This is a genomic window from Streptomyces sp. AC558_RSS880 (assembly GCF_019049255.1).
In the GTDB taxonomy this organism is placed as follows: domain Bacteria; phylum Actinomycetota; class Actinomycetes; order Streptomycetales; family Streptomycetaceae; genus Streptomyces.
The window spans coordinates 1-26047 of the sequence record NZ_JAGMUJ010000072.1 but is presented as its reverse complement, the minus strand read 5'-3'; the positions used below and the strand labels follow the sequence as shown (position 1 = coordinate 26047).

Genomic DNA, 26047 nt, shown 5'->3' with positions numbered 1-26047 from the left:
TTCACTCAGGGCGGAATTCCGCTCCCTTCCCCTCGGGACCGGAATTCCTAGGCTGAGGAGGTGACCAATCAAGAGGTGACCGGCCCAGCGCCGGACCGTGCCCGTGTCATCCCCCTGCGCCCCGGCCCGTCGCGGCCGGAGCCGGCCCCCGCGCCCAGGGAGCCGCTGCTGCGCGACCTCGTCGGCGACGTGCTGCGCAGCGAGCGGCTCGCCCAGGAACGGACGCTGAAGGACGTCGCCGACGCGGCCCGGATCTCCATGCCCTATCTCTCGGAGGTGGAGCGGGGCCGCAAGGAGGCCTCCTCGGAGGTCCTCGCGGCCGCCGCCCAGGCGCTCGGCCTCGGCCTCGGCGACCTGCTGACCCGGGCCCACGGAGAGCTGGTCCGCGTCACCGGCCGGCGGACCGTCACCGACCGGCGGACCGTCACCGGCCGGGGAGTGTCCGGCTCCGCCCACAACGGACTGTGCCTGGCCGCCTGACCCGCGACGCCCGGCGCCTCACACGCCCACCAGGCGCCGGGCCAGCACCTCGTCGGCCAGGCCGTACGCCACGGCCTCCTCGGCGGTGAACACCTTGTCGCGGTCCATGTCGGCCCGCAGGGTCGCCACGTCGTGGTGCGTGTGCCGGGACAGCACCTCCTCCACCTGGGAGCGGATCCGCACCATCTCCTTGGCCCGCAGTGCCAGGTCGGACGCCGTGCCACGCGTGCCGCCGCTGGCCGGCTGCCCGAGCAGCACCCGCGCGTGCTCCAGCACGAACCGCCGCCCCGGGTCCCCGCCCGCCAGCAGCACGGCCGCCGTGGACGCCGCCTGCCCGACGCAGAACGTCGAGATCGGAGCCTGTACGAACGTCATCGTGTCGTAGATCGCCATCAGCGAGGTGAACGAGCCGCCGGGGGAGTTGATGTAGACCGCGATCTCGCTCTCCGGGGCCGCCGACTCCAGATGGAGGAGCTGCGCGATGACCACGTTGGCGACCCCGTCGTCGATCTCCGTGCCCAGGAAGATGATCCGCTCGGCCAGCAGCCGGCTGAACACGTCGTAGGACCGCTCGCCCTGCGGGGTGCGCTCGACGACGTTCGGAATCGTGTACGTCCCCATCACCGCAGCCCCATCCTGGGCCGGGCGGCGGCCGGGCGGACGTCGGCGAGCGACTCCACCACCCGGTCGACCATCCCGTACTCCCTGGCCTGCTCGGCGGTGAACCAGCGGTCCCGGTCGCCGTCCCGGGAGATGGTCTCCGGGGTCTGGCCGGTGTGCTCGGCGGTGATCCGCTCGATGGTCCGCTTGGTGAACTCCAGGCTCTCCGCCTGGATCTCGATGTCGGCGGTGGTGCCCCCGATGCCCCCCGACGGCTGGTGCATCATGACGCGCGCGTTCGGCAGGGCGTAGCGCTTGCCGGGCGTGCCGACGCAGAGCAGGAACTGGCCCATGCTGGCCGCGAAGCCCATCGCCAGGGTCGAGACGTCGTTGGGGATCAGCCGCATCGTGTCGTAGATGGCCAGGCCCGCGTGGACCGAGCCACCGGGGCTGTTGATGTACAGGCTGATGTCGGTGCGCGGGTCCTCGGCGGACAGGACCAGCAACTGCGCGCACACGCGGTTGGCCGACACCTCGTCGACCTGCGTGCCGAGCAGCACGATGCGCTGCGCGAGCAGCTGGGCGGCGAGGTGGTCGTCGAACCGGGTCGGCGGGGTGTCGCCCTCCTCGGCCCGGGGCAGCGGGGCCGGCCACGGGCCGGCGGTGAACGGAGACATCGGCGCTCCTGGTGGTCGCTCGTCGGAACGCGGCCCGGGTGACCGCGTGTCACCCACTGTCGACGGGACGGGCCGGCCGGCGGGGAAATCTCTGCCCGCGGCAGATTCGCCACGGGCAGATCGCCCGTTCCGCCCGGTTCGCCGCGCACCGATGAATTCCGCGGCGCGGAGGAGTCGACACCCATGACCGCGATCCATCCCCAGGAGGTGCCCATGAACACCGACGGATTCACCACGTGTCTCTGGTACGACGGCCAGGCGGAGGAGGCCGCGAACTTCTACGTCTCGGTCTTCGAGAACTCCGGCCTCGGCGACATCGTCCGGAACACCGGTGCCACGCCCGGCGCCGAGGGTTCCGTGCTCACCGTCGAGTTCACGGCCAACGGCCAGAGGTTCGTCGCGCTGAACGCCGGACCCGAGTTCACGTTCAACGAGGCGATCTCCTTCCAGCTCGACTGCGCGGACCAGGCGGAGATCGACCACTACTGGGAGAAGCTCGTCGAGGGCGGCGGCGAACACGGCCCCTGCGGCTGGCTCAAGGACCGGTTCGGCGTCTCCTGGCAGGTCAACGCGGTCCGGCTGACCGAGATGATCGGCGACCCGGACCGGCGGAAGGCGGACCGTGCCATGAAGGCCATGATGACGATGGGCAAGCTCGACATCGCCGCCCTGGAGAAGGCGTACGCGGGCGAGTGAGGTCCGGACCGCAGGCCCCGGCCGGCCGTGGCGGAGGCCCTCCCCGATCACCCGTGTGATCCCGGAGGCACCCGTGCCGGGCCCGGCGCCCGCTGCCGGGCGGTGGTCCCCACCCGTGAGCCGGGGGAGTGCGGCGCGTTCTTCCCCACCGTGCTCTCCCACCGTGCTCTCCCACCGTTCGAAGCGGTTCGAGGACGGGACGGACCTCCGCGTCCACGACCTGGAGTGAGCGGGACCGGCCCGCCCGCCCGGACATGGCATGATCGGGCGCATGTGTGAACGAGTTGTGGCCGCGTGCGACGGGGCTTCGAAGGGAAATCCCGGGCCTGCCGGCTGGGCCTGGGTGGTCGCCGACGCGTCCGGGACGCCGGTCCGCTGGGAGGCCGGCGCGCTCGGCACGGCCACCAACAACATCGCCGAACTCACCGCGCTGGAGCGGCTGCTGACGGCGACCGATCCCGCCGTACCGCTCGAGGTGCGGATGGACTCGCAGTACGCCATGAAGGCCGTCACCACCTGGCTGCCCGGCTGGAAGCGCAACGGCTGGCGCACGGCGGCCGGCAAGCCGGTCGCCAACCAGGAACTCGTCGTCCGCATCGACGGACTCCTCCAGGACCGCTCGGTCGAGTTCCGCTACGTCCCCGCCCACCAGGTCGACGGCGACCGGCTCAACGACTTCGCCGACCGTGCGGCCAGCCAGGCGGCCACCGTCCAGCAGGACGCCGGCAGCGCACAGGGTTCGCCCGAGCCGCCGGCCGCCCCGGACCGCCCGGCGGGCGGTCCGGCGAAACGCGCGTCCGGCGGTGCCAGGACGCCCCGGCAGCGCGGCGGCTCCTCGGCCCGCACGATCAAGGCGAAGTTCCCGGGCCGCTGCACGTGCGGGCGGTCCTACGCGGCCGGAGAGCCGATCGCCAAGAACGACAAGGGCTGGGGCCACCCCGACTGCCGGACGGCCCAGAGCGTCTGACCGGGCCCACGCGGAAGTGGAGCCGCCCCGTCGCCCGGCCGGGACGGATGACAGACTGACGTCCATGGACGAGCGCACATTCGACAGGTCGGGACAGCACGCCTCCGTGATCGGTCTCGGCACATGGCAACTCGGGGCGGACTGGGGCGACGTCGACGACAAGGAAGCCCTCGCGGTGCTGGAGGCCGCCGCGGAGTCGGGCGTCACCTTCTTCGACACCGCCGACGTCTACGGCGACGGACGCAGCGAGCAGACCATCGCGTCGTTCCTGAGCGGACGGCCCGACCTGCACGTACTGGTCGCCACCAAGATGGGCCGCCGGGTCGACCAGATCCCGCAGAACTACGTACTGGACAACTTCCGCGCCTGGAACGACCGCTCGCGGCGCAACCTGGGCGTCGACCGCATCGACCTGGTGCAGCTGCACTGCCCGCCGACCCCCGTCTACTCCACCGACGAGGTCTTCGACGCCCTCGACACCCTGGTGGCGGAGGAGCGCGTCGCCGCCTACGGCGTCAGCGTGGAGACCTGCGCGGAGGCGCTCACCGCGATCGCCCGGCCGAACGTGGCGAGCGTGCAGATCATCCTCAACCCGTTCCGCATGAAGCCGCTGCTCGAGGTCCTCCCGGCCGCCCGCGAGGCGGGCGTCGGCATCATCGCCCGGGTCCCGCTCGCCTCCGGACTGCTGTCCGGCAAGTACACCAAGGACACCGTCTTCCCCGAGAACGACCACCGCACCTACAACCGGCACGGCGAGGCCTTCGACCAGGGCGAGACCTTCTCCGGCGTCGACTACGCGACCGGTGTCGAGGCCGCCGCCGAGTTCGCCGCGCTCGCCCCCGAGGGATACACCCCGGCCCAGCTGGCCCTGCGCTGGATCATCGAGCAGCCCGGCGTCACCACCGTCATCCCCGGAGCCCGCACGCCCGGGCAGGCCCGTGCCAACGCGGCCGCCGCCCGGCTCCCCGAGCTGCCCGGGGCGACGCTCACGGCGATCCGGGACCTCTACGACCGGCGGATCAAGGGCCAGGTCGAAGCCCGCTGGTAGCAGCCGCGGACGTCACGGCTCCAGGAGCAGCTGCCGTTCCTGCTCCTGGTCGCCGGAGGCGGCGCCCTCGTCGCGCGCCGTGAAGGACCGTGCGAGGGTGTCGCTCGCCCGCCGCACCGCCTGAGGGGTGCCCTGCACGGTGACGGTCACCGGCGCCGACAGCGTCCCCGCTCCCGCGGGACCGGCCTCTTCCCGCCCCTCTCCGGTGAACGTCGCCACGCGCACCGTCGCGTGCTCCCCGGAGGGACGCTGGTCCGCAGCCCCGAACGTGTCCTCCAGGGCCCGGACGACCGCTCGGGCGTCGTCGGCGTCCCCGCCGCTGAGCGTCACGGTGAGCTGGGTGTCCGACATGCGTCCCACGACCTCCTGGCCTCGGCGTCATCAGCCGTCCGGGTAACCGTGCCCCGCGTCCGCAAACCGGCGGCCGCCCTTGGGAGGACGGCGGCTTTCAGGGCATCAGCAGAGGGAGACCTACGGAAGGGAGCCACCGTGTCGGACGCGGAGCAGGGCGCGAGCACGCGCAGGGGGCGGGACGAGACCGCGGAGGAGAGAGCGGACCGGATGTGGACGGAGCTCATACAGGAGATCCGCGTCGCCCAGATGGGGGTGCAGATCCTCTTCGGCTTCCTGCTGACCGTCGTGTTCACCCCGACGTACGCCACCCTGTCCGACACGGACCAGACGATCTACATCGTGACGGTGCTGCTGGGCGCCTGCGCCACCGGCGCGCTCATCGGCCCGGTCTCCCTGCACCGGCTCGTCTCCGGACGGCGCATCAAACCGCAGGCGGTGCGGTGGGCCTCCCGGCTCACCATGCTCGGCCTCCTGCTGCTGCTCGCCACCACCAGCGCCTCGCTGCTGCTCATCCTGCGGGTGGCCACCCACGACGACTTCGTCCCGTACCTGGTCGCCGGGGTGGTGTGCTGGTACCTGCTGTGCTGGTTCGGCCTGCCGATGTGGACCCGGCACCGGCACACCACGCGCTGATCAGTTCCCGGTGAGGACGTCCGCGAGGAAGTCGTCCACGCGGACCTCCTCGCGCCCCGGCGGAACCACCAGCCGGGTCTCGTGCAGGAACGCGCCGACGGCCTCGGCCCAGGCGAACACCACCGCGTGGTGCCGGCCGCCGTCGGCGTGCGCCTCACCGAGGAACTCCATCCGCAGCTCCCGCCCCACACCCCGGGACTCCGGCCGCAGCCGTACGTCCCCGATGCCCACCGGGCGGATGAGACCCTCGGTGACCATCTCCCGGTCCAGCTGCCAGCGGGCGAGGACCCGGCCGTCGTGGCTGAAGACGATGGTGACGGCGAACGGGTCGGACGGGTCGTAGCTCAGGTGGGCGAGCACGGGAAAGCGGTCCGTGTCGCCCGCCTGGAGCTCCACCACCAGGGTCTTGTGCACGAACGAGTTCACGAGGGGGCCTCCGGGAAGTACCGACGTAGAGCCCTCTAGTACCCCGCATCCACGCGAGATGCTCGGCCCTCCGGGTGAATCACCGGCCGTGAGGGCCGCCGGGGGGCGTCAGCCGAGGGCGTCCCGCAGCGCCGGCAGCAGCGTCTTCTCCGACCAGTCCAGGTACGCCGGCTGCGACTCGCCGCCGATCTGCACCAGGGCGATCTCGGTGAAACCCGCCTCGGCGTAGGGGCGGACGGCCTCCACGAAGTCCGCCGGGTCGCTGCCGCACGGGATCGACCCGGCGACGTCGTCGGGCCGGACGAACCGCGTCGCCGACGCGAAGGAGTCCGGGTGCGGCAGCTCCGAGTTGACCTTCCAGCCGTTGCCGAACCAGCGGAACTGGCCGTGGGCGCGTTCGACGGCCGCGTCCCGGTCGGGGTCGTAGCACACCGGCAGCTGCCCCACCCGCGGCTTGCCCTGCCCGCCGTGCCGGTCGAAGGCGTCGAGCAGCTCCGCCTCCGGCTCGGTGGCGATCACCAGGTCGGCGAGCCGGCCCGCGAGGGCGCAGGACCGCTTCCCGGACACCGCGACGCCGATCGGCGGCGGCTGGTCCGGCACGTCCCACAGCTTGGCCGACTCGACGTCGAAGTGGGTGCCCCGGTGATTCACGTGGCCGCCCTCGAACAGCGCGCGGATGATCTCCACCGCCTCCTCGAGCATCTCGTGCCGCACGTCCACGGACGGCCAGCCGCCGCCCACCACGTGCTCGTTGAGGTTCTCGCCGGAGCCGAGCCCCAGCCGGAACCGGCCCTCGGACAGCAGCTGCACCGTCGCCGCCTTCTGCGCCACCACCGCCGGGTGGTAGCGGAACGTCGGACACGTCACGTACGTCATCAGCGGGATGCGCGAGGTGGCCTGCGCGGCGGCGCCCAGCACGCTCCAGGCGTACGGCGAGTGCCCCTGCGACGCCAGCCAGGGGAAGTAGTGGTCCGAGGTCACCGAGAAGTCGAAGCCGGCCTCCTCGGCCCGCACCACGTGGTCGACCAGCTCACGGGGCCCGGCCTGCTCGGTCATCATCGTGTATCCGATTCGCACCATGCCGCCCGGGTCCCCCGGCCCGGGTCGGGGAAAACGATGGATCACCCGGCGGCGGCCCGGGCAGGATGCCTCCCATGACAGCCCACCCGCTCCCCACCGCCGACCCCGCCGCCCAGGGCGTCGACGCGTCCGGCGTCCACGCCTTCCTCGACGCCCTCGAAGCCGCCCCGGACATCGAACCGCACAGCCTGATGATCCTGCGCCACGGCCGGCTCGTGGCCGCCGGCTGGTGGGCGCCGTACGCCGCGCGGCGCCCGCACCTGCTGTACTCGCTCAGCAAGAGCTTCACGGCGACCGCCGCCGCCCTCGCCGAGGCCGAGGGACTGCTCGACTTCGACGCCCCGGTGCTGTCGTACTTCCCGGAGTTCGAGGCCGACATCACCGACCCGCGCAGCCGGGCGATGCTGGTCCGGCACGTGGCGTCCATGGCCAGCGGCCACGAGGACGAGACCGTCGACGCGGCCTTCGCCGCCGACCCCGCCGAACCCGTGCGCGGATTCCTGCTCCAGCCGCCGCAGCGGGACCCGGGCACCGTCTTCGCGTACAACCAGCCCTGCACGTACACCCTCGGCGCGATCGTGCAACGGGTCACCGGGCAGACGCTCACCGGATATCTGCGGCCCCGGCTGTTCGACCCGCTGGGCCTCGGCGAGGCGCTGTGGCAGCGGGACCGGACCGGCCGCGAGATCGGCTTCAGCGGACTGTACGCCGCCACCGACGCCGTGGCGCGGCTCGGCCAGCTGTATCTGGACGACGGCGTGTGGCAGGGCGAACGGCTGCTGCCCGAGGGATGGGCCGCCCGCGCCTCCCACCCGCACATACCGACCGCCGGCGCCATGGGGGAGACGGACCGGCAGGACTGGGACCGCGGCTACGGACACCAGTTCTGGATCTCCCGGCACGGATTCCGGGGCGACGGGGCCTACGGACAGTTCTGCCTCGTCCTGCCCGAGCACGACGCGGTGATCGCCGTGACGACGGCGACCGAGCGGATGCAGGAGTACCTCGAGCTGGTCTGGCGGCACCTCCTGCCCGCCTTCCGCCCCGAACCGCTGACCGGCCGCGAGGCCGCGGACACCGCCCTGCGCGAGCGCCTCGAACGGCTCGCCCTGCCCCCGGCCGACGGCGGTCCCGTACCGCCGGAGCGGGCCGGGGACTGGTCCGGCGCCGCGTTCACCCCGGAGGGCGGGGCCTGCGCCGACCAGCCGAAGCTGACCGCGGCCGAGGTCACGGCGGACGCCGACGGCGGCTGGACACTGAGCCTCACCGAGGACGGCGCGCGGTTCGACGCACGGTTCTCCGGCGGGCAGGGGTGGACCACCGCCGAGACGCCCGTCCCGACCGCCGCGAGCGGTGGCTGGACCGACGGCGACACCCTCGCCGTGGACCTGGTGTTCCTGGAGACTCCGCACCGCCTCCGGGTCACCTGCTCCCTCACCGACCGGACCTTCACCGCCCGCTGGCTCACCCGCCCGCTGCACGCGTGGCCCCTGCACAAGCTGCGCGCCCCGCGCGGTTCAGTCCGCGGCGGGCCGGAACGTCCGTAGGAAGGTCCGCAGGGCCTCCCGGCTCGCGGGGTCCTCCCAGGCGGCGGCCGGGGTCGTCCAGCGCAGCGAGAAGCCGCGCCCGCCGCCCAGGAGGAAGCCCCGGCCGAAGGTGCGCACCCGGGCGCCGTCGGCCGCGGCGTACCACTCCATGTCGGCGGCCTCGCGCCCCTGGTACGCCGTCGCCCGGATCCCGCCGATCCGCTCGTAGCCGTCACCGGACCGCTCCAGGCGCGGCTCCACGTCGTCCCGCCACACGGCCACCGCGTCCGTCCCCACCCGCGTGCTGTAGGTGACGGCGAGCGTGCGCGGATCCCCGCCGGCGCCGAAGGTGACGCGGTAGGCCAGGTCGGAGGCGCGCGAGGTGTCCAGCCGCTCCCAGCCCTCGGGCAGCGCGACGGAGAAGCCCTCCGGGGCCCGGTAGGTCCGGTAGCCGGGCGGGAGGCCGTCCGCGACGTCCGACGGGGAGGGGGACGGGGCGGGTGCGGACGGATCCCCGGGCTCGTCCGGCGAGCCGGCCGGCGCGGACGCCGAGGGCCGCGCGCCGGCGGCGGAGTCGCTGCCGGCCCCCGGCAGCCCCCGCGTCGCGGCGAGCGCGGCGACCGCCACCGTGACGACGGCCAGCGCGGTGCCGAGGAGCGCCGTCCGCCCGCCCCGCCCCGCGTACCGCGCGGAGCCGGTGTGCCCACCGCGCGGCCGGGGGCCCGGCACCGCCGCGGGGACGGCACCCGGGTCCTCCCGCAGCACCCGGGTGAGCGCCTCGCGGACCACCTGGCGGGTCAGCCGCTCCCGCGGGTCCTTGCGCAGCAGCCCCTGGACGACCTGCGTGAGCGGGCCCGCCCGGACCGGTGTGCGCGGCGGCAGCCGGTCCACGGCCTTCAGCGTGGCCTCGGGCCGCCCGCGGTCCCGGAACGGCGGACGCCCCTCCAGCATCGTGTGGAGGATCGCGCCCAGCGCCCACAGGTCCGCGGCGGGCCCGGTCCGCTCGCCACGGGCCTGCTCCGGGGAGGCGTACGACGGTGCCGTGAGCCGGGGCGCCGACGCCGTGCCGGCCAGGCCGTACCCGGTGACGACGGCCGGCCCGCTCTCGCGCAGGAACACCTGGCCGGGGCTGAGCTCGCCGTGCGTGACGCCCGCGGCGTGCGCGGCGTCCAGCACGTCGAGCAGCTCCAGCGCGGTGCGCGCGGCCCGCGCGTGGTCGAACGCGCCCTCCTCGGAGAGGGCCTCGTCGAGCGGGGTGCCGTCGATCCACGTGGTGACGGTCCACAGGCAGCCGGACTCGTCGACGGCGTCGACGACGGTGGCGGTGCGGCCGGGGCACAGCCGGGCCACGCTCTCCGTCGCCCGCAGCACGCGGGAGGGCGCACGGCGCGCGCCGGCCGCGTCCCGCGGAAGCTCCACCCGGGTGACCAGGCAGGGGCGGCCGGTCCGCAGGTCGTCGGCGTACCAGCGGACGCGGTTGGTCTCGCGGTGGGTGATCTCGACCAGCCGGTACCGTCCGGCGACCGATCGTTCCGTGGAGACGTGCGCCCTGCCCATGGCCATCCCTCGTCGAACCGCCGGTTCCCGCTTCCCCCAGTGGTACGGAGGAGCGGGCGGGGTCCGTTCAACGGGAGGCTCAGCGAAGCTCGAAGTGTTCCGTCCAGGCGATCATGTCGCTGGTGGTGGCGTTGCCGCCGCACACCACCAGACCGAGCCGGGCCCCCTCGCCGACCCGCTCCAGCACCCGCCGCGCGGCCGGCAGCAGACAGCCGGCCGCCGGCTCCGCCCACACCTTGGCGTGGTCCGCGAGCTCCAGCGAGCCCCGCACCGCCTCCCGGTCCGGCACCACCAGCACCTCGGTGACCAGCTCCGACACATGCTCGTACGTCAGCTGGGACACGGCCGGGGCACTGAGCGTGGACACGATCGACGTCAGCTTCACCGGCACCGGGCCGCCCGCCGCCAGTGCCTCGGACATCGCCTGCGCGCCCTCGGTCTCCACGCCCCAGACCCGCACCCCGGGCCGCAGCGCCCGCAGCGCCGCCGCGACCCCGGCGATCAGCCCGCCGCCCCCGATGCTCACCAGGACGTCCGTGAGGTCACCGGTGTCCGCGGCGAACTCCGCCCCCACCGTGCCCTGACCCGCGATCACCACCGGGTCGTCGAAGGGGTGGACCAGGGTCAGCCCCTCCTGCTGGAGCCGGGTCATGAGCGCGAACGCGCCGTCCATGTCGTCGGTCACCCGCACCGAGGCGCCCGCGGACTCCGCGATCTCCACGGCCCGGAGGGGCGCGGAACGCGGCATCACCACCGTGGCCTTCACATCGAGGGCCGCGGCCATCACCGCGAGGGCGATCCCGTGGTTGCCGCCGCTCACCGCCACGACCCCGGCGGCCCGCTCGGCCCCGCTCAGCGACAGCAGCTTCGCCGCCGCGCCCCGCACCTTGAACGAACCGGTGCGCTGCAGCAGCTCCAGCTTCGCCGTGACCGGGACACCCAGCAGCGCCGACAGCCCGGGGCTCGGCACGGTCGGGGTCCGCACCACGTGCCCGGCGATCCGCTCGGCCGCGGTCTCGATGTCGGCGATCCCGATCACGACTGTCACCTTTCCGGCCCGGGGGGTGATGATCCGCGCCGTGACCCACCCTGGCCCGCGCGGCGGCCGAGGTCAACAACGGTCAGTGCTGCTGGGCCTTCTGCGGTGTCGCCTCACTGGGCCGGACGACGACGTACCCCTCACCCCGCAGCACCAGCTGCACGGCCTCGCCGGACCCGCCGCGCAGCATCGAGCCCAGCGACTGCGAACGGTGCAGCGAGGTGGCCAGGCCCGCGGTCCAGCCGACGATCGCGTCCGTGTCCACGTACACCGGGTACTGCGACGACACCGGGATCACCAGCGGATTCCCCTCGCACACCAGCCCCAGCCGGCCGTGCCCGGTGAAGACGCTGTTGAACAGCCCGCCACCGCTGATGCCGGCCCCCTTCACGGTCGCGATGCGGTACGACAGCGTGGAGTCGAAGCACAGGACGTTGCGGCCGTTGACGGTGAACTCGTCGCCGGGGTCCACCTCGACGACGAAGCAGTTCTGCGCCTCGTGCGCGAACCAGGCCTCGCCCTGTCCGCGGACCGCCATCAGCGGCAACCCCTCGCCGGTCACCGCCCGTTTGAGCATGCCGCCGACGCCCTGGCCCTTGCGCTCGAACTGGAGGTCGCCGCGGTAGGCGATCATCGCGCCCTGCCGGGCGTGCATCTCGCCGTCGACCGTGTAGCGGATGCATTTGGCGTTCTCGACGGTCATGCCCGCGGCCGTGGCCGGCTGCACCATGTGCTGACTGGAAAACAGGTCACCCTTCATGGGGGCATCCTCGCCCGGACTTCCTCCCTCCGCCAGGATCGTGCGCGGACGGCACCGGCCCCGTCAGCCACCGAAGAGCTGGGTCCAGTACGTGCCCGCCCGGCCGCCGCCCGCGAATCCGACGCCGATGCGGGTGAAACCGGCCTTGAGGATGTTGGCGCGGTGACCGGGACTGTTCATCCAGCCCTGGACGACCTCGGCGGCCGAGCGCTGTCCGCACGCGATGTTCTCGCCGATCGTCCGCAGTGCCGAGCCCGCTGCGGCGGCCCGGTCCCAGGGCTTGCCGCCGTCGGGCGCGGTGTGGGAGTAGAAGTCGCGGGCCACCATGTCGGCGCTGTGCGCCTGCGCGGCCGCGGTCAGCCGGGGATCGCGGGACAGGGGCGGCAGTCCGGCGCGGGCGCGCTCCCGGTTGGTGAGGTCGATGACCTCGCCGGCCGTGCGGTCCCGCCCGTCCGGGGTGAGCGGACTGGCCCACAGCGCCGTCCAGTAGGTGTCGCCGGACCCGTCGCAGGACGCCACGGCGGCGTGGGTGAAGGAGGGGTCGCACACGGTGCGGCGGGCCGCGTCGTGGCGCAGGCAGTGGTCGACGAACCGGTCGACGGTGAGCGGCCCGGAGACCAGGTGCTCGCCGACGGTGAGGTACGGGTACCCGGCGGCGACGACCCGCTGGTGGACGGAGACGCCGTCCACGCCCTCGACAGCGAGGCGTCCGCCCCGCGCCATCATGCCGGCGTGCTCCCGCGCCGCGTCGGCCAGCCGCGCGTCATGGGTGACCGGAGGCGAACCGGCGGCGGCCCGGGCGGCGTTCACCAGGCCGAGGAAGCCGTCCCCGGCGGCCGGGCGGGCCGGGGCGGCGGGCGCCGTGCGCGGGGCGGCCGCCCCGCCGTCGTCCGTCACCTCGACCCCGAAGTCCCGTGCGAGACCGGCCAGTCCGTCGGCGTACCCCTGTCCCAGGGCGCGCAGTCTCCAGTCCCCGCCGCGCCGGTAGATCTCCGCGAGGAGCAGCACGGCCTCCTGCCGCACCCGGGGCGGGGAGAACCGGGCGAGCGGACGGCCGCCGGCGCCGGCGACCTGGAGCACGGGGGCGGGCAGCCCGCTCAGCGGGGTGCCGGGGTCGGCGGGGCTGACGGCCACCGTGACGCGCGCGGCGCCGGGACGCAGCGCCGCCGGGTCGACGGTCAGGGTGTCCCCGCCGAGCCGGGCGCCCGGCGCGGACGGCTGGTTGTAGAACACGAAGTCGCCGTCGTCGCGCACCTTTCCGCCGTCGTCCGTGATCAGCGCGGACACGTCGAAGGGGCCGGGCACCCGGACGGTCACGGCGCCGCCCGGGAGGGCCAGATTCCCGCCGGGGACCAACTCCTGCATCACGCCGCCCTGCTGTCGTCGTACACGGACCGGTGGGGGGTGTCCGGACAACGACGGGCGGCGGCCGCGGGTTCCCGGCCGCGGTTCCTCAGCGGCGCAGCGTCTCCGCCCAGTTCGACGGAACCCGTCCCGCCGGACCCGGCGACGGCTGGTCGGCCGGGTGGCTCACGGGCGGGGCGAGATCGGGGCCGGAATCGTACAGCTCGTTGGCGGCGTAGTCCCAGAACCAGTCCTCGCCCGGCTCGTAACTGCGGACCACGGGATGCCCGGTGGCCTTGAAGTGTGCCGTGGCGTGCTGACCGGGCGAGCTGTCGCAGCAGCCGATGTGGCCGCACTGCGCGCAGCGCCGCAGATGGAACCACCAGCCGCCCACGGCGTCGCAGTCGGCGCAGCCCGGGCCGGTCGGCGGGACGTCGGGGTCGATGGCGTGGTCGCTGGTCATGCGGACTCCTCGGGGGTGTCGTCGGGGGCCGGAGCGGTGAGCGGCAGCAGCACCTGGAAGCGGGTGTCGCCCGGCTCGGACTCGAACCGGAGGGTCCCGTGGTGCCTGTCGACCACGATCCGCCAGGAGATGTCCAGGCCCAGTCCGGTGCCCTCGCCCACCGGCTTGGTGGTGAAGAACGGGTCGAAGACCCGGTCGCGGATCTCCGGCGGGACGCCCGTGCCGGTGTCGCCGAACTCCACCAGCAGCCGGTCGTTCTCCCGCGCGGTGCGCACGGTCAGCGTGCCCGGCCGGTCCTGACCGCCCGCGCCGTTCATGGCGGAGACCGCGTTGTCGATCAGGTTGGTCCACACCTGGTTGAGCTCCGCCGGGTACGCCGGGATCCGCGGCAGCGTCCGGTCGTACTCCTTGACCACCTTGATCCGCTGCCCGAACTTCCCCGACAGCATCAGCAGGGTGCTGTCGAGGAGTTCGTGCACGTCGGCGACCTGGAAGGGGGCGCGGTCGAGCTGCGAGTACTGCTTGGCGGCGTCGACGAGGTGCGAGATCCGGCTCGTGGAGTCCGCGATCTCGTCCATGAGCAGTTCCGTCTCGACCGTGTAGCTGAGCCAGCCGACCGCCGACGGCAGCGTCGCCTCGTCGACGGCGGCGGCGACCTGGTCCAGCCAGTCCAGGTCCAGTCCGGCCTGGACGAACGTCGGGGCGATCCGCCAGCCGTCGGGGATGCCGTGGTCGTCCAGCCAGTCGGAGAGCTCGTCCTCCCGGTCCGACGCCTCCAGCGGGCTGAGCACGGGCGCCTTCGCGACCCGCTCGGCCGTCCGCTCCTGGATGTCGATCAGGTCGGCCAGGGTCTCGCGGTCGTAGGTGCCCGCGGAGATGACGCGCAGCTTGTGCCGCATCTTGCCGACGCGTTCACGCAGCGTCGCCGTCGCCCGTACGGCCGCCGCGGCGGGGTTGTTCAGCTCGTGCGTCAGCCCGGCCGACAACGAGCCCAGCGCCAGCAGCCGTTCCCGCTGGCCGATGGCCCGCTGGGCGCTCTTCGAACCGAAGAACAGCCCCTCCAGCAGGTGGACCGCCATCGGGAACCACTCCTGCATGATGCTCGCGAACGTGTCCGCGGGCAGCACGAAGAACCGCGTCGGCTCCGTCACGCGCATCGAGTTGTTGTAGACCTGCCGCACCCGGTCCCCGAGGTACGCCTGCATGGCCCCCGCGTACACCCCGCGCTGGGACGTGCGGCTGACCTCCACGTCGTCCCCGCCGACCCGGCGGGACAGCACGACGGTGCCCTCCAGCATCACGTAGAAGCAGGTGGCGGGATCGCCCTCGGCGTAGACGGGTCCGGGCTCGAACCGCTCCACCCGTCCCTCCCCGCAGAGCCGCCCGAGCTGCTCGGCGCTGAGCTTCTCGAACAGGAACAGGGCGCCGATCTCCCGCGGGCTGCACGGCATCGGCCGCCCGCTCACGACTGCTCCAGGTACCGGTGGACGAGCATCACGGCCATGGCTCCCTCTCCGACGGCGGACGCGACCCGCTTGGCGGACTCCGCGCGCGCGTCGCCCGCGACGAACACGCCGGGCACGCTGGTCTCCAGGTGGTACGGCGGCCGGTCCAGCTCCCAGTCCGCCGGCGGCCGCCCGTCGGGGGTCAGATCGGGCCCGGCGAGGATGAACCCGCGTTCGTCCCGCAGCACCGTGCCGTCCAGCCAGTCGGTCAGCGGGGCCGCGCCGATGAACACGAACAGCCACTGCGCGTCGACGAGTTCGGTCTGCCCGCTGCCCGTGTCGCGCAGCATCAGCCGCTCCAGACGACCGTCGCCGTGCGCGCCCTCGACGACCGCGCCGCACCGCACCGAGATGTTCGGCGCCCGGTCGATCTGCTGGATCAGGTAGTACGACATCGACGCCGCCAGATCCGGCCCGCGCACCAGCAGCGTCACCGACTTGGCGAACCGGGACAGATACATCGCGGCCTGCCCGGCCGAGTTGGCGCCGCCGACGATGTACACGTCGTGGCCCTGGCAGGCGGCGGCCTCCGTCAGCGCCGACCCGTAGAAGACACCGCAGCCGCCCAGCTCGTCGCAGCCGGGTGCCGCCAGCTGCCGGTACGACACCCCGGTCGCCAGGATCACGCTGTGCGCGGCGACCGCCGAACCGTCGGAGAACCGTACGACCCGGGCGCCGCCGTTGACCTCGAGACCCGTCACCTCCCGCGCGGTGAGGATCTCGGCGCCGAACTTCGTCGCCTGCCGCCGCGCCCGGTCGGTGAGCTGTGCCCCCGACACGCCGTCGGGGAAGCCCAGGTAGTTCTCGATCCGGGAGGACTGCCCGGCCTGCCCGCCGGTCGCCGACCGCTCCACCAGCACGGTCCGCAGTCCTTCGGAGGCCCCGTAGACCGCCGCGCCGAGCCCCGCCGGGCCGCCGCCGATCACCACCAGGTCGTAGAAGTCGGCCTCCGGGGTCGTCGCCAGGCCCACCCGGGCGGCGAGGTCCACGGACTCCGGCTCCACCAGGGGCGTCCCGTCCGGGGTGATCACCACCGGCAGCCGCATCCCGTCCTCGCCCGCGGCGGCCAGCAGCCGCCGGCCCTCCGGCTCGTCGGCGGAGTACCAGCGGTAGGGCACCTGGTTGCGGGCCAGGAACTCCCGCACGTCCGAGGAGCGCGCCGACCAGCGGTGCCCGACCACCTTGGTGCTGGGCACCGGCCGGTGGTCGCTGCGCCGCCAGGCCTCGAGGAGGTCGTCCAGGACCGGGTAGAGCTTCTCCTCCGGAGGGTCCCACGGCTTGAGGAGGTAGTGGTCGAGGTCGACGACGTTGATCGCGTCGATGGCCGCGCCGGTGTCGGCGTACGCGGTGAGCAGCACCCGGCGCGCGCCCGGATGGATGTCGAGGGCCTGTTCCAGGAACTCGATGCCGTTCATCCGCGGCATCCGGTAGTCGGCGAGGATCACGGCGACGAGGTCGCCGCGCAGCTTCAGTTCGCGCAGCGCGTCCAGCGCGGACTCCCCGGACTCCGCGCGCACGATCCGGTACGACGCCCCGTAGCGCCGTCTGAGGTCCCGGGCCACGGCGCGGGAGACGCCCGGGTCGTCGTCCACCGTCATGATCACGGTCCGCGCCGCTTCGGCGGCCTGTGCCATACGTCCCCCACGTCGTGCGGTCGGATCCCCGGCGCGGCGGGCCCCGGTCCGGCCGCGGCCACCGCACCGGCCCCGCCCATCGTATGTTCGGTCGCGCCGAATCGCTCAGGTATGCGTGAGCTCCACGTGCGGCGCGACCGCGTGCGGCCGGGACGGTGGCGTGGGGAAGACTGGGAACACGAGAGTTCGGACACGACACCGGGAGGGAACCGCATGACGCGCCCGATCACGGCAGGGATCGACGGAACCGGGGAGAGCCTCGCCGCGCTGGCCTGGGCGGCGCGGGAGGCGGTCCGCCGGGGACTGCCGCTCCGGGTGGTGCACGCCTGGCGGTTCGAGGCGCACGACGCGGTGGACACGGGGGACCGGGCGACCCAGGAGCAGTGGGTCCGCGCGTCGGTGGAGGAGGCGGTCCGCGCCGTCGGTGAACGCCACCCCGGTCTCGCCGTGACGACGGACGTCCTGGAGGGCGACGCCGTGCGGACACTGACCGGTGTCGCCGCGGACGCGGAGATGCTGGTGCTCGGCTCGCGCGGGCACGGGCGGATCATGGGCTTCCTGGTCGGCTCGGTCGGCCAGCAGGTGATCGTCGACGCCGAACGCCCTGTGGTGTTCGTGCGGGCCGGGGACCAGGCGTCGGACGAGGTCGCCGGGCACGAGATCGTGGTCGGCCAGCAGGGCGACCCGCAGGACAGCGCCGCCGCGCTCGGCCTCGCCTTCGAGACCGCGGCCCGGCGCGGGGCCACGGTGCGCGCCGTACGGGCCTGGACCCTGCCGCCGGTGTTCGCCTACAGCCCCGCCTCGCTCCGGCTCCTCGACGAGGCCGGCGGCCTGGAACCGTACGAGCGGAAGGCGCTGGCGGCGGCCCTCGCGCCGTGGCGGGAGCGCTATCCCGACGTGCACGTGATCGAGCACGTCGAGATGGGCAGCGCCGGACAGGTGCTGCTGTCGGTGGCGGGCACCGCCCAGCTGATGGTGGTCGGCCGCCGCGCCCGCCGCACGGCCGTGGGCGCCCGGATCGGCTCGGTGGCCCACGGTGTCCTGCACCACGCGGACTGCCCGGTGGCGGTGGTGCCGCCGGCCTGACGGGGCCGGACCGCCGGGTCAGTCGTTCGTCGGCTGGAGCGTCTCCCGCGCCTTCGGCAGGATGTTCCTGATGTAGTCCTCGACGGCCGTGTCCAGACCGATGTCGTGCTGCGCCCGCTCGGACAGGTACCAGCGGTGCTCGAGCAGTTCGTGGTAGATCTCCGCGGCGTCCATCGGGCCGCGCAGCTCCGGCGGCACGGACCGCACGGTGGGCCGGAAGACCTCGCGCACCCAGCGGTGGGCGAGGACCTCCGGGCGGGCGCCGAGGGGGTCGCCCGGCGCGTAGTCGTCCTGGGTGGCCATCCAGCTCTCCAGGTCGTTCAGCAGCCGCCTGGCCTGGTTCTCCTCGGCGTCGAGGCCGGTCAGGCGCAGCAGCTGCCGCTGGTGGTGACCGGCGTCCACGACCTTGGGCACGAAGGTGACGGTGTCGCCGTTGGAGGCGTGCTCGATCTGCATCTCGGCCACGTCGAAACCGAGGTCGTTCAGCCGGCGGATGCGGCGCTCGATGTAGTGGTGCTTGCCCGCCGGGTAGACGGAGGTGCGGGTCAGCTCCTGCCACAGGCTCTGGTAGCGGGCGCAGATCTCGGTGCCGAACTCGATCGGGTCGACGGAGGGGTGCAGCGCCCCGGATGCCTCCAGGTCGAGCAGTTCGCCGCTGATGTTGACGCGCGCGAGATCGAGGTCGTACTCGCGCTGGCCGACGCTCAGTTCCGGGTGCAGGTCCCCGGTCTCGGCGTCCACGAGGTAGGCGGCGTAGGCGCCCGCGTCGCGCCGGAACAGCGTGTTGGACAGCGAGCAGTCGCCCCAGGCGAACCCGGCGAGGTGCAGCCGCACCAGGAGCACGGCGAGCGCGTCCATCAGCCGGTGCATGGTCGCCGGGCGCAGCGTCGTCTCGAACATCGACCGGTACGGCATCGAGCCGCCGAGGTGACGGGTGATCAGGACGCTCTCCAGCGGCTCCCCGGCGGGGTCGGTGCGGCCTGTGACCACGGCGAGCGGGTCGACGGCCGGGATGCCGATCCGGTCCAGGTCGCGCAGCAGCTCGTACTCGCGCAGCGCGGGCCGCTGGGCGAGCTCCTTGACCGCGATCACCTCGTCGCCGGCGCGCGCGTAGCGCACCACGTGCCGGGAGATGCCGCGCGGCAGCGGCACCAGGTACTCCTCGGGCCACTCCTCCAGCGGCAGGTGCCACGGCAGTTCCAACAGGAGCGCGGGGTGCTCCGGGTTGGTGGCGTTGATCTGCAGTGCCATGGCGGCGGTGTCCTCGTCTCGCGGGTGATCGTCACCTCACTCTATTGGGCCCGCTCCCGGGCCAGCCGGGCGGCGTCCCGTACGGACCCCTCGTGCAGCGGGCCGTGCCCGGGCAGCAGCAGGCCGCCGTCCAGCCCGGCCAGGACGTCCAGCGAGGCCACGGCGGTGGCGCGTTCGTGGTGGAACATGTCCGTCAGCATCTGCGGTCCCTCGACCCGCGAGGTGGGGTGGCCGCTCACCAGGGCGTCGCCCGACACCACCACCCCGGTCTCCGGGAAGTGGAACGCGCAGTGCCCGGCGGTGTGGCCGGGCGTGTGCACGGGCACGGGCCGGCCGGGCAGGTCGAGCGGGCCCGGACCGGACTCCGGGAACGGCTCGGGCGCGGTGACCGCCACGTCCGCCGTCCCGCCGGAGCGCAGGGCGTGCGCCGCCCACGGCAGCACGCCCGGCCGCCAGCCGTTGCGCAGTACCTGCCCGACGGTCACCTGGTGCAGGAAGTCCCGCCGGGCGTGCGGGACTTCGGCCTTGTGGGTGTAGACGGGAGTGCCGTACGCGGCGCTCAGGTACTCGGCGGATCCCAGGTGGTCGCTGTGGGCGTGGGTGATCAGCACGGCCGTCACCGCCTCCGGTGAACTCCCCACCTCCGCGAGGGAGGCGAGCAGTCCCTCGCGGTCGCCGGGGTAGCCGGTGTCGATCAGCGTGACGGCGTCCCCCTCGGTCAGGATCACCCAGTTGGTGTTCGTGCCGTGCACCAGAAAGGTGCCGTCCGCGACGTGCCGCACGGTTGCTCGCATGATCGTCCCGAGTTCGAGTCGTTGCCGTCCGAGGAGAGTAGGAAAGCAGATCACCGCGCGGGCGCGGGCGGAGGGGTGCGCGGGTCGGGGCGCATCCCGAACAGGAACCGGGTCGCCGTCCACCTGCGCACCCCGTACTCGTACAGCGCGAGGACCACCGCCAGGGAGGCGGCCACGATCACCGCGTACTTGACGGCCATCGGCGCGGACCAGCCGACCACGCCGTACGCGAAGGCGACCACGACCGGCTGGTGCAGCACGTACAGCGGCAGGGCGGCGAGGGCCAGGTAGGGCAGGACCTTGGACCCGCTGCCCCGGCCGCTCCGTACGCGCGGGCGTCCCGGCCGGTCCAGCAGGCCGAGGATCGCGACCACCCAGCACCAGCCGGCCGCCCCGAACAGCGCCCTGGTCACCAGCGCGAACGGGGTCCACGCGGTGAACGGGTCGTCCCCGGCGACGAAACCGGGCGCGGTCCCGGCGAACAGCGCCACACCCAGCACACCCACGGGGATCGCGGCGCGGCGCATGGGCTCCCGGACCCGCTCGTCGTCCGCGAGGGCGAAGCCGTACACGAAGAAGAGCAGGTAGGCCCAGCGGTTCCAGCCCGCGTAGCCCTCCTCCATGCCCAGCAGCGCGTTGACGGCGGCGAGCGGCAGTGCGGGGAGCAGGAGCAGCGCCGGCCGCCGCCGCAGCGCGGGCGCCACGCGGTCGGCCCCGGCCGCCAGCCGGGCGGCGGCCGGCGCGAGCAGCAGGCAGAAGGCGAGCAGCAGGACGACGAACCACAGGTGTCCGGTCTCGAAGTGGTCGCCCTCCAGGACGAAGGGGAAGTCGGCGAGGTCCGGCCGCACGGACAGGAAGCGCACCCAGAACCGCCCGTACGACTCGTCGTACCCGGGGTCGGCGGCGCGCAGCCGCAGCCACGGGGGGAGGGGGCACAGCACGACCGTCGCGAAGACCAGCGGGACGCCCAGGCGCAGCAGCCGTTCCCGGGCGAACCCGCCGGGCCCCCGGCGGCGGATCGAGTGCCGGGCACCGAGACCGGCGACGAGGAACAGCATGGGCATGGCCCACACCACACCGAACCCGGCGAGGACGGTGACGGCGTCCGTGGTCCGGGCGTTCTTGACGTAGAAGTCGTCGTCCGGGGAGAAGACGAGGGCGGTGTGGAAGAACACCAGCCCGAGGACGACGAGGGCGCGCAGCACGTCCAGTTCGCCGCGCCGGCCGGCCCCCGGCCCCCGCTCCGTGTCCGCGCCCATCGGCCCCTCCCCGCCCGGGTGCGGCCCAGTGTGGAGGAGCGGGGGCGGGGAGGACAGGCTTCCGGCACGGACTCCGCCGCTCCAGGACCTTTCGATACACCGGCGTATCGGATACGTTCCCGTATCGAACCGAGGGAACGGGGCCGGCATGGCGGTGGGCGGTACGGCGGGGCGCGTCACCAGGCGCCGTCTGCGCACGCGCGCGAACCTGCTCGAGGCCGCGTTCTCCGTCTTCGCCGCCAAGGGCTTCGGGCACGTCTCGATCGAGGAGGTCTGCGAGGCCGCCGGCTACACCAGGGGCGCCTTCTACTCCAACTTCGCCGGCCTGGACGAACTGTTCTTCGCCCTGTACACGGAGCGCGCCGAACTGATCGCCGAGCAGGTCGCCGGGGCCCTCGCCCAGGACGGTCCCGACCTCGACGTGCCCGCCGCCGTGGACCGCGTCACCGAGGTCCTGCTCCTCGACCGCGACTGGCTGCTGGTGAAGACCGACTTCCTGGTGCACGCCGCCCGCGACCCGGAGGTGGCGCGCGCCCTGCTGGAGCACCGGGCACGGCTGCGGCGGGCGGTCGAGGACCGGCTCGCCCGGGCCCGCGGCCACACCGAACTGCCCGCCGTGCTCGGTGACGTCGAGGGCGCCGCGCACGCCGTGGTCGCCGCCTACGACGGCGTCACCACCCGACTGCTCCTGGACCGGGACGTCGCGGGCGCCCGGGCCTGGCTGAAACAACTGCTCACCGCGCTGCTCACCGGACAACAGTCACCGCGCAACAGGAAGGGACGGTCGCCATGGACGCCGACGTCATCGTCGTCGGAGCGGGACTCGCGGGCCTCGTCGCGGCCCACGAGCTGACCAGCAGGGGCCGCAGGGTCGCCCTGGTCGACCAGGAGAACGCCGCCAACCTCGGCGGCCAGGCCTTCTGGTCCTTCGGCGGGCTGTTCCTCGTCGGCTCACCGGAACAGCGGCGCCTGGGCATCAAGGACTCCTTCGACCTCGCCTGGAACGACTGGCAGGGCAGCGCGGGCTTCGACCGGCTCGACGACGAGGACTCCTGGGCGGTGCGCTGGGCGAGGGCCTACGTCGAGTGGGCGGCGGGGGAGAAGCGGTCCTGGCTGGACGGCCACGGCATCACCTTCCTGCCCACCGTCGGCTGGGCCGAGCGCGGCGACCTCCGCGCGGACGGCCACGGCAACACCGTGCCCCGCTTCCACATCGCCTGGGGCACCGGAACCGGTGTCGTCGCCCCCTTCGTCCGGTACGCCCGGCAGGCCGCGCGCGACGGACTGCTCACCTTCCACCACCGCCACCGGGTCGACGAACTCGTCGTCGAGGGCGGCACCGCGCGCGGGGTGCGCGGCACCGTTCTGGCCGAGGACAACGCGCCGCGCGGGGTCGCCTCCAGCCGCGAGACGACCGGCGAGTTCGAGCTCACCGCCCAGGCCGTGATCGTCACCAGCGGCGGCATCGGCGCCGACCACGACATCGTCCGCCGGTACTGGCCCGAGCGGCTGGGCACCCCGCCCCGGGAGATGGTCACCGGGGTCCCGGCCTACGTCGACGGGCGGATGCTCGACATCAGCGCCCGCGCGGGGGTGCGCCTGGTCAACCGGGACCGCATGTGGCACTACACCGAGGGCCTGCGGAACTGGGACCCGGTCTGGCCCGGACACGGCATCCGCATCCTGCCGGGGCCGTCCTCGATGTGGTTCGACGCCCTCGGCCGCCGCCTGCCCGACCCCTGTCTGCCCGGCTACGACACCCTCGGCACGCTGAAGCACCTGCGCACCACCGAGGACATCGCCGGACACGACCACTCCTGGTTCGTCCTCACCCAGCGGATCGTCGAGAAGGAGTTCGCGCTGTCGGGCTCCGAGCAGAACCCCGACATCACCGCCAAGGACCGGGCCGGCTTCCTGCGCACCCGCCTGCTGGGCAAGGGCGCCCCCGGACCGGTGGACGCGTTCCTGCGCAAGGGCGCCGACTTCGTGACCGCCCCGACCCTCGAACAGCTCGTCGAGAAGATGAACGCCCTCACCGACGAACCGCTGCTCGACGCGGCCGTCCTGCGCCGCCAGATCGAGGCCCGCGACCTGCAGATGGACAACGCCTACAGCAAGGACGCCCAGGTGCAGGGCATCCGCAACGCCCGCCGCTACATCGGCGACCGCCTCGGCCGCGTCGCCACCCCGCACCGCATCCTCGACCCCGCGGCCGGCCCGCTGATCGGCGTCAAGCTGAACATCCTCACCCGCAAGACCCTGGGCGGCATCCAGACGGACCTGGACTCCCGTGCGCTGGGCACCGACGGCCGGCCCGTCGAGGGCCTGTACGCGGCGGGCGAGGTGGCGGGCTTCGGCGGCGGCGGTGTCCACGGCTACAACGCCCTGGAGGGCACCTTCCTCGGCGGCTGTCTCTTCTCGGGCCGGGCGGCGGGGCGGGCGGCGGCCGCGCGGACCGCCTAGTCCTCCAGCAGACGGGCCAGCACCTCCGCGTGACCGGCCTTGGGGCTCCTGGACGCGGTCAGCAGGGTCACCGAGCCCTTCCCGGCGAGCTCGCGGAGGTGATCCAGGAGTTCGGCGGCCTCCGGAGCGGCGAGTTCCGCCTCGTAGCGCTCGCGGAACTCCTCGTACGGCCGGTCGTCCGCGTGGTACCAGCGGCGCAGCTCGGTGGACGGGGTCAGCCCCTTGGGCCACTCGTCCACCCGCGCCGCGTCCTTCGCCAGACCGCGCGGCCACAGCCGGTCGACCAGGATCCGGACCCCGTCGTCCGGCTCGGGCGGTTCGTAGACACGGCGCACGCGCACGCTCATGGCGGCCCCTTCCCGTGGTGTCCCGCGAGCGTACTGCGGCTCAGGGGGCCGGGCACGGCGAGCCCTCTCAGGAACCCCCGGCGGTCCGCCGCGCGGCGACGCGGCGCTTCAGGGCGTGGCGCTCCGTCTCGCTCGTACCGCCCCACACCCCGATGGACTGCCCCGTGTCCAGTGCCCACTGAAGGCACTGCTCCCGCACGGGGCAGCGTCGGCACACGGCCTTGGCCTGTTCCGTCTGCATCAGGGCGGGTCCGGAGGTGCCGATCGGGAAGAAGAGGTCGGGGTCCTCGGTCCTGCAGGCCGCACGTGCGCGCCAGTTGTCCATCGAGAGTCACCTGCGATCGGTGTGAAGGCGGACAGCACCCTTTTGGGCGCCTTACTCCTCTTCGGGTCACCTGTCGACCGGTGGTGAAACAACGGAACGCCGTGCGCGCGGTCACTGTTCGCGCAGTCCCCAGGGCGAGCCGTACGCGGTCAGCAGGTCCAGGAACGGCCCCGCGGGGAACGCCTCCGGACCGAGCACGCCGGTGCCCGACCAGGCGCCGCCGGCGAGCAGTTCGAGGGCGACGACGGGATTGACGGCGGTCTGCCACACCACGGCCTGGCAGCCGTACTCCGCCATGGACCACTGGTTGTCGACCACGTGGTACAGGTACACCTCGCGCGGCGCCCCGTCCTTCACGCCCCGCACCCAGGTGCCGGCGCAGGTCTTGCCGCGCATCCGCTCGCCCAGCGTCGCCGGGTCGGGCAGACAGGCGGCCACCACGTCCCTGGGGGAGACCCGCACCGGGCCCTGCGGGCCGGGCACGGTCACCGGTTCGGTGCGGTCCAGGCCCAGCAGGCGCAGCGTCCTGAGCGTGTCGACGAACTCGCGGACCAGACCGTACTTGAAGGTGACGCGTCGCGCGTCGACCCAGCGCGGGACGAGCAGCACCTCCTCGTGCTCGACGTTCACGCACTCCACCGGGCCGATGCCCGCGGGGAAGTCGAACACCTCCGGCTCGCTGAACGGCTCGGTGGTGAACCAGCCGCGGTCCTTCTCGTAGACCACGGGCGGGTTGAGGCACTCCTCGATGGTGGTCCAGATGCTGAAGGACGGCGCGAAGCCGTGGCCGTCCACCGTGAGGTTCGCGCCGTCGCGGACGCCGATCTCCTCGATCCCGTCGAAGAGTTCGTCGGCGGCGTACCGGGCGAACACGTCCGACAGGCCCGGCTCCACCCCCATGCCGACCAGGGCCAGCGCACCGGCCGCCGCCCACTCCCCGGACCGCGCGAACTGCTCGTCGCCGAGCTTGACCCCGCACTCCTCGTACGGCCGCTCGGCGTGCGGCCGGGACAGCGACATCGCCATGTCGACATAGGTGGTGCCGGCGCGGAGCGCGGCGCGGAACAGCGGCATCACGAACCGGGGGTCGGTGGCGTTGAGCAGGACGTCGCAGCCGTGCCGTGCGAGCAGCGCCGCCACCCCGTCCTCGTCACCGGCGTCCACGCGCTCGGCACGGAACCGGGCACCCTCCCCGCCGAGCGCGGCGACCGCCGCCTCGGCCCGGCCCGGCTCGCGGTCGGCCACCACCATCCGGTCGAAGAACGGCCGCCGGGCCGCGATCCGGGTGACGGCGGTGCCCACCCCGCCGGCTCCCACGAGCAGTACGCGCATGACGGAGCACTCCCTCTCTGCCTCGTGGATCCTCGTGGATCCGGGATGTGTGCGGGCCCCGGCCGGAGATACAACGCCTCGCGACGGCACGAGGTCAATGGCGCCGGCGCAGGAGCGCGAGGAGGCGACGACGCCGAGGCGCGTGGTCCCGCGGAGCGCCGACGGCGCCGCAGGCCGACGAGGAGCGGCCGGGGCCTGCCGCAGGGGCGCCGGTGCCTGCCCGACGGCGCCGGACATGCTCCTGGAGGGCGCCGGGAACGGCCCGGCCCGGGGCCCGCGACCCCGGCAAGATCCAAACGACACCCCCTAGATGAGTGAGTCCGATGTTCTCAGTGGTCGTAGGCGATCAGGGATCGTTTGATCTTGGCGCCGGTGGTCCAGTTGTGCCAGATGCCGGCTGC

At 73.6% G+C, this 26047-nt stretch carries 27 protein-coding genes; 9 read left to right on the top strand and 18 right to left on the bottom strand.

Annotated features, from left to right (window positions below; translation table 11 throughout):
* Window positions 1-75 precede the first annotated feature (75 nt).
* A complete protein-coding gene (locus KUM38_RS22705) occupies window positions 76-480 on the top strand; it encodes a helix-turn-helix domain-containing protein (RefSeq protein WP_217131414.1) in 405 nt (134 codons plus the stop codon).
* Between the two features lie 18 nt (window positions 481-498).
* On the opposite strand, the gene KUM38_RS22700 is transcribed toward KUM38_RS22705, so the two are convergent.
* Together KUM38_RS22700 and KUM38_RS22695 are read right to left on the bottom strand one after the other, a co-directional pair.
* The gene (locus tag KUM38_RS22700) at window positions 499-1101 is read right to left on the bottom strand and encodes a ClpP family protease (RefSeq protein ID WP_217131260.1); all 603 of its coding nucleotides are present in this window, start codon (window positions 1099-1101) and stop codon (window positions 499-501) included.
* Complete coding sequence (locus KUM38_RS22695; protein WP_217131259.1) at window positions 1101-1757, bottom strand: ATP-dependent Clp protease proteolytic subunit; 657 nt, start codon at window positions 1755-1757, stop codon at window positions 1101-1103. Before KUM38_RS22695 ends, KUM38_RS22700 begins: the two co-directional genes overlap by 1 nt.
* A 213-nt stretch (window positions 1758-1970) precedes the next feature.
* Between KUM38_RS22695 and KUM38_RS22690 the strand changes: the two genes are divergently transcribed.
* The 3 genes from KUM38_RS22690 (at window position 1971) to KUM38_RS22680 (ending at window position 4468) form a co-directional block, all read left to right on the top strand.
* The gene (locus KUM38_RS22690; protein ID WP_217131413.1) at window positions 1971-2453 is read left to right on the top strand and encodes a VOC family protein; all 483 of its coding nucleotides are present in this window, start codon (window positions 1971-1973) and stop codon (window positions 2451-2453) included.
* 259 nt (window positions 2454-2712) lie between these two features.
* Window positions 2713-3420 (top strand): ribonuclease H, encoded by a 708-nt coding sequence (locus tag KUM38_RS22685; RefSeq protein WP_217131258.1) that lies wholly within the window; start codon window positions 2713-2715, stop codon window positions 3418-3420.
* 64 nt (window positions 3421-3484) lie between these two features.
* Window positions 3485-4468, top strand: a complete 984-nt coding sequence (locus tag KUM38_RS22680) for an aldo/keto reductase (RefSeq protein ID WP_217131257.1) — start codon at window positions 3485-3487, stop codon at window positions 4466-4468.
* Between the two features lie 12 nt (window positions 4469-4480).
* On the opposite strand, the gene KUM38_RS22675 is transcribed toward KUM38_RS22680, so the two are convergent.
* A complete protein-coding gene (locus KUM38_RS22675) occupies window positions 4481-4819 on the bottom strand; it encodes a hypothetical protein (RefSeq protein ID WP_217131256.1) in 339 nt (112 codons plus the stop codon).
* 138 nt (window positions 4820-4957) lie between these two features.
* On the opposite strand from KUM38_RS22675, the gene KUM38_RS22670 reads away from it, so the two are divergent.
* The gene (locus KUM38_RS22670; protein WP_217131255.1) at window positions 4958-5455 is read left to right on the top strand and encodes a DUF6328 family protein; all 498 of its coding nucleotides are present in this window, start codon (window positions 4958-4960) and stop codon (window positions 5453-5455) included.
* On the opposite strand, the gene KUM38_RS22665 is transcribed toward KUM38_RS22670, so the two are convergent.
* Together KUM38_RS22665 and KUM38_RS22660 are read right to left on the bottom strand one after the other, a co-directional pair.
* Window positions 5456-5881, bottom strand: a complete 426-nt coding sequence (locus KUM38_RS22665) for an SsgA family sporulation/cell division regulator (RefSeq protein ID WP_217131254.1) — start codon at window positions 5879-5881, stop codon at window positions 5456-5458.
* A gap of 108 nt (window positions 5882-5989) precedes the next feature.
* Window positions 5990-6961, bottom strand: coding sequence for an LLM class F420-dependent oxidoreductase (locus KUM38_RS22660; protein ID WP_217131253.1), 972 nt, complete (start codon window positions 6959-6961; stop codon window positions 5990-5992).
* 74 nt (window positions 6962-7035) lie between these two features.
* Here KUM38_RS22660 and KUM38_RS22655 point away from each other — a divergent pair, with 74 nt between their 5' ends.
* Window positions 7036-8508, top strand: a complete 1473-nt coding sequence (locus KUM38_RS22655) for a serine hydrolase (RefSeq protein ID WP_217131252.1) — start codon at window positions 7036-7038, stop codon at window positions 8506-8508.
* On the opposite strand, the gene KUM38_RS22650 is transcribed toward KUM38_RS22655, so the two are convergent.
* The 7 genes from KUM38_RS22650 to KUM38_RS22620 all read right to left on the bottom strand — a co-directional run bounded on the left by KUM38_RS22650 (window position 8479) and on the right by KUM38_RS22620 (window position 16789).
* Complete coding sequence (locus KUM38_RS22650) at window positions 8479-10044, bottom strand: serine/threonine-protein kinase (protein ID WP_217131251.1); 1566 nt, start codon at window positions 10042-10044, stop codon at window positions 8479-8481. The genes KUM38_RS22655 and KUM38_RS22650 overlap by 30 nt on opposite strands.
* 79 nt (window positions 10045-10123) lie before the next feature.
* Window positions 10124-11083 (bottom strand): threonine/serine dehydratase, encoded by a 960-nt coding sequence (locus KUM38_RS22645; protein WP_217131250.1) that lies wholly within the window; start codon window positions 11081-11083, stop codon window positions 10124-10126.
* Between the two features lie 82 nt (window positions 11084-11165).
* A complete protein-coding gene (locus tag KUM38_RS22640) occupies window positions 11166-11843 on the bottom strand; it encodes an AIM24 family protein (RefSeq protein ID WP_217131249.1) in 678 nt (225 codons plus the stop codon).
* 63 nt (window positions 11844-11906) lie between these two features.
* Window positions 11907-13208 (bottom strand): CAP domain-containing protein, encoded by a 1302-nt coding sequence (locus tag KUM38_RS22635; protein ID WP_217131248.1) that lies wholly within the window; start codon window positions 13206-13208, stop codon window positions 11907-11909.
* Between the two features lie 88 nt (window positions 13209-13296).
* Entirely contained in the window at window positions 13297-13650 is a 354-nt protein-coding gene (locus KUM38_RS22630) for a UBP-type zinc finger domain-containing protein (protein WP_217131247.1), read from the bottom strand.
* Window positions 13647-15116, bottom strand: a complete 1470-nt coding sequence (locus KUM38_RS22625; RefSeq protein ID WP_217131246.1) for an ATP-binding protein — start codon at window positions 15114-15116, stop codon at window positions 13647-13649. Before KUM38_RS22625 ends, KUM38_RS22630 begins: the two co-directional genes overlap by 4 nt.
* Window positions 15113-16789: an FAD-dependent oxidoreductase gene (locus KUM38_RS22620; protein ID WP_217131245.1), complete on the bottom strand. Its 1677-nt coding sequence runs from the start codon at window positions 16787-16789 to the stop codon at window positions 15113-15115. Before KUM38_RS22620 ends, KUM38_RS22625 begins: the two co-directional genes overlap by 4 nt.
* Before the next feature lie 213 nt (window positions 16790-17002).
* Between KUM38_RS22620 and KUM38_RS22615 the strand changes: the two genes are divergently transcribed.
* Window positions 17003-17875 carry a universal stress protein gene (locus tag KUM38_RS22615; RefSeq protein ID WP_217131244.1) on the top strand — a complete coding sequence of 291 codons (873 nt, stop codon included), beginning with the start codon at window positions 17003-17005 and terminating at the stop codon, window positions 17873-17875.
* Between the two features lie 18 nt (window positions 17876-17893).
* Here the strand turns inward: KUM38_RS22615 and KUM38_RS22610 are convergent, their stop codons facing one another.
* From KUM38_RS22610 to KUM38_RS22600, 3 genes are read right to left on the bottom strand one after another with little or no spacing between them, the layout of a single operon-like run.
* Window positions 17894-19126 (bottom strand): DUF4032 domain-containing protein, encoded by a 1233-nt coding sequence (locus tag KUM38_RS22610; RefSeq protein WP_217131243.1) that lies wholly within the window; start codon window positions 19124-19126, stop codon window positions 17894-17896.
* Between the two features lie 41 nt (window positions 19127-19167).
* A complete protein-coding gene (locus KUM38_RS22605; protein ID WP_217131242.1) occupies window positions 19168-19920 on the bottom strand; it encodes an MBL fold metallo-hydrolase in 753 nt (250 codons plus the stop codon).
* Between the two features lie 50 nt (window positions 19921-19970).
* The gene (locus KUM38_RS22600) at window positions 19971-21179 is read right to left on the bottom strand and encodes an acyltransferase (RefSeq protein ID WP_217131241.1); all 1209 of its coding nucleotides are present in this window, start codon (window positions 21177-21179) and stop codon (window positions 19971-19973) included.
* A gap of 148 nt (window positions 21180-21327) precedes the next feature.
* On the opposite strand from KUM38_RS22600, the gene KUM38_RS22595 reads away from it, so the two are divergent.
* Window positions 21328-22032 (top strand): TetR/AcrR family transcriptional regulator, encoded by a 705-nt coding sequence (locus KUM38_RS22595; RefSeq protein WP_254397603.1) that lies wholly within the window; start codon window positions 21328-21330, stop codon window positions 22030-22032.
* A complete protein-coding gene (locus tag KUM38_RS22590) occupies window positions 21969-23642 on the top strand; it encodes an FAD-binding dehydrogenase (protein ID WP_217131240.1) in 1674 nt (557 codons plus the stop codon). Before KUM38_RS22595 ends, KUM38_RS22590 begins: the two co-directional genes overlap by 64 nt.
* Here the strand turns inward: KUM38_RS22590 and KUM38_RS22585 are convergent.
* The 3 genes from KUM38_RS22585 to KUM38_RS22575 all read right to left on the bottom strand — a co-directional run bounded on the left by KUM38_RS22585 (window position 23639) and on the right by KUM38_RS22575 (window position 25646).
* Entirely contained in the window at window positions 23639-23989 is a 351-nt protein-coding gene (locus tag KUM38_RS22585; RefSeq protein ID WP_217131239.1) for a DUF488 domain-containing protein, read from the bottom strand. The genes KUM38_RS22590 and KUM38_RS22585 overlap by 4 nt on opposite strands.
* A 67-nt stretch (window positions 23990-24056) precedes the next feature.
* Window positions 24057-24314, bottom strand: coding sequence for a WhiB family transcriptional regulator (locus tag KUM38_RS22580; RefSeq protein ID WP_217131238.1), 258 nt, complete (start codon window positions 24312-24314; stop codon window positions 24057-24059).
* A 111-nt stretch (window positions 24315-24425) separates the two neighbouring features.
* A complete protein-coding gene (locus KUM38_RS22575) occupies window positions 24426-25646 on the bottom strand; it encodes a saccharopine dehydrogenase family protein (RefSeq protein WP_217131237.1) in 1221 nt (406 codons plus the stop codon).
* Window positions 25647-26047: the final 401 nt, after the last annotated feature.

Bases quoted from the DNA above. Each gene is read 5' to 3' on its own strand.
- KUM38_RS22595 (WP_254397603.1), top strand. From the start codon at position 21,328: ATGGCGGTGGGCGGTACGGCGGGGCGCGTCACCAGGCGCCGTCTGCGC.
- KUM38_RS22660 (WP_217131253.1), bottom strand. From the start codon at position 6,961: ATGGTGCGAATCGGATACACGATGATGACCGAGCAGGCCGGGCCCCGT.
- KUM38_RS22585 (WP_217131239.1), bottom strand. From the start codon at position 23,989: ATGAGCGTGCGCGTGCGCCGTGTCTACGAACCGCCCGAGCCGGACGAC.
- KUM38_RS22575 (WP_217131237.1), bottom strand. From the start codon at position 25,646: ATGCGCGTACTGCTCGTGGGAGCCGGCGGGGTGGGCACCGCCGTCACC.
- KUM38_RS22605 (WP_217131242.1), bottom strand. From the start codon at position 19,920: ATGCGAGCAACCGTGCGGCACGTCGCGGACGGCACCTTTCTGGTGCAC.
- KUM38_RS22650 (WP_217131251.1), bottom strand. From the start codon at position 10,044: ATGGGCAGGGCGCACGTCTCCACGGAACGATCGGTCGCCGGACGGTAC.
- KUM38_RS22600 (WP_217131241.1), bottom strand. From the start codon at position 21,179: ATGGGCGCGGACACGGAGCGGGGGCCGGGGGCCGGCCGGCGCGGCGAA.
- KUM38_RS22695 (WP_217131259.1), bottom strand. From the start codon at position 1,757: ATGTCTCCGTTCACCGCCGGCCCGTGGCCGGCCCCGCTGCCCCGGGCC.
- KUM38_RS22610 (WP_217131243.1), bottom strand. From the start codon at position 19,126: ATGGCACTGCAGATCAACGCCACCAACCCGGAGCACCCCGCGCTCCTG.
- KUM38_RS22700 (WP_217131260.1), bottom strand. From the start codon at position 1,101: ATGGGGACGTACACGATTCCGAACGTCGTCGAGCGCACCCCGCAGGGC.
- KUM38_RS22680 (WP_217131257.1), top strand. From the start codon at position 3,485: ATGGACGAGCGCACATTCGACAGGTCGGGACAGCACGCCTCCGTGATC.
- KUM38_RS22640 (WP_217131249.1), bottom strand. From the start codon at position 11,843: ATGAAGGGTGACCTGTTTTCCAGTCAGCACATGGTGCAGCCGGCCACG.
- KUM38_RS22655 (WP_217131252.1), top strand. From the start codon at position 7,036: ATGACAGCCCACCCGCTCCCCACCGCCGACCCCGCCGCCCAGGGCGTC.
- KUM38_RS22690 (WP_217131413.1), top strand. From the start codon at position 1,971: ATGAACACCGACGGATTCACCACGTGTCTCTGGTACGACGGCCAGGCG.
- KUM38_RS22635 (WP_217131248.1), bottom strand. From the start codon at position 13,208: ATGCAGGAGTTGGTCCCCGGCGGGAATCTGGCCCTCCCGGGCGGCGCC.
- KUM38_RS22685 (WP_217131258.1), top strand. From the start codon at position 2,713: ATGATCGGGCGCATGTGTGAACGAGTTGTGGCCGCGTGCGACGGGGCT.
- KUM38_RS22675 (WP_217131256.1), bottom strand. From the start codon at position 4,819: ATGTCGGACACCCAGCTCACCGTGACGCTCAGCGGCGGGGACGCCGAC.
- KUM38_RS22615 (WP_217131244.1), top strand. From the start codon at position 17,003: ATGACGCGCCCGATCACGGCAGGGATCGACGGAACCGGGGAGAGCCTC.
- KUM38_RS22590 (WP_217131240.1), top strand. From the start codon at position 21,969: ATGGACGCCGACGTCATCGTCGTCGGAGCGGGACTCGCGGGCCTCGTC.
- KUM38_RS22580 (WP_217131238.1), bottom strand. From the start codon at position 24,314: ATGGACAACTGGCGCGCACGTGCGGCCTGCAGGACCGAGGACCCCGAC.
- KUM38_RS22620 (WP_217131245.1), bottom strand. From the start codon at position 16,789: ATGGCACAGGCCGCCGAAGCGGCGCGGACCGTGATCATGACGGTGGAC.
- KUM38_RS22630 (WP_217131247.1), bottom strand. From the start codon at position 13,650: ATGACCAGCGACCACGCCATCGACCCCGACGTCCCGCCGACCGGCCCG.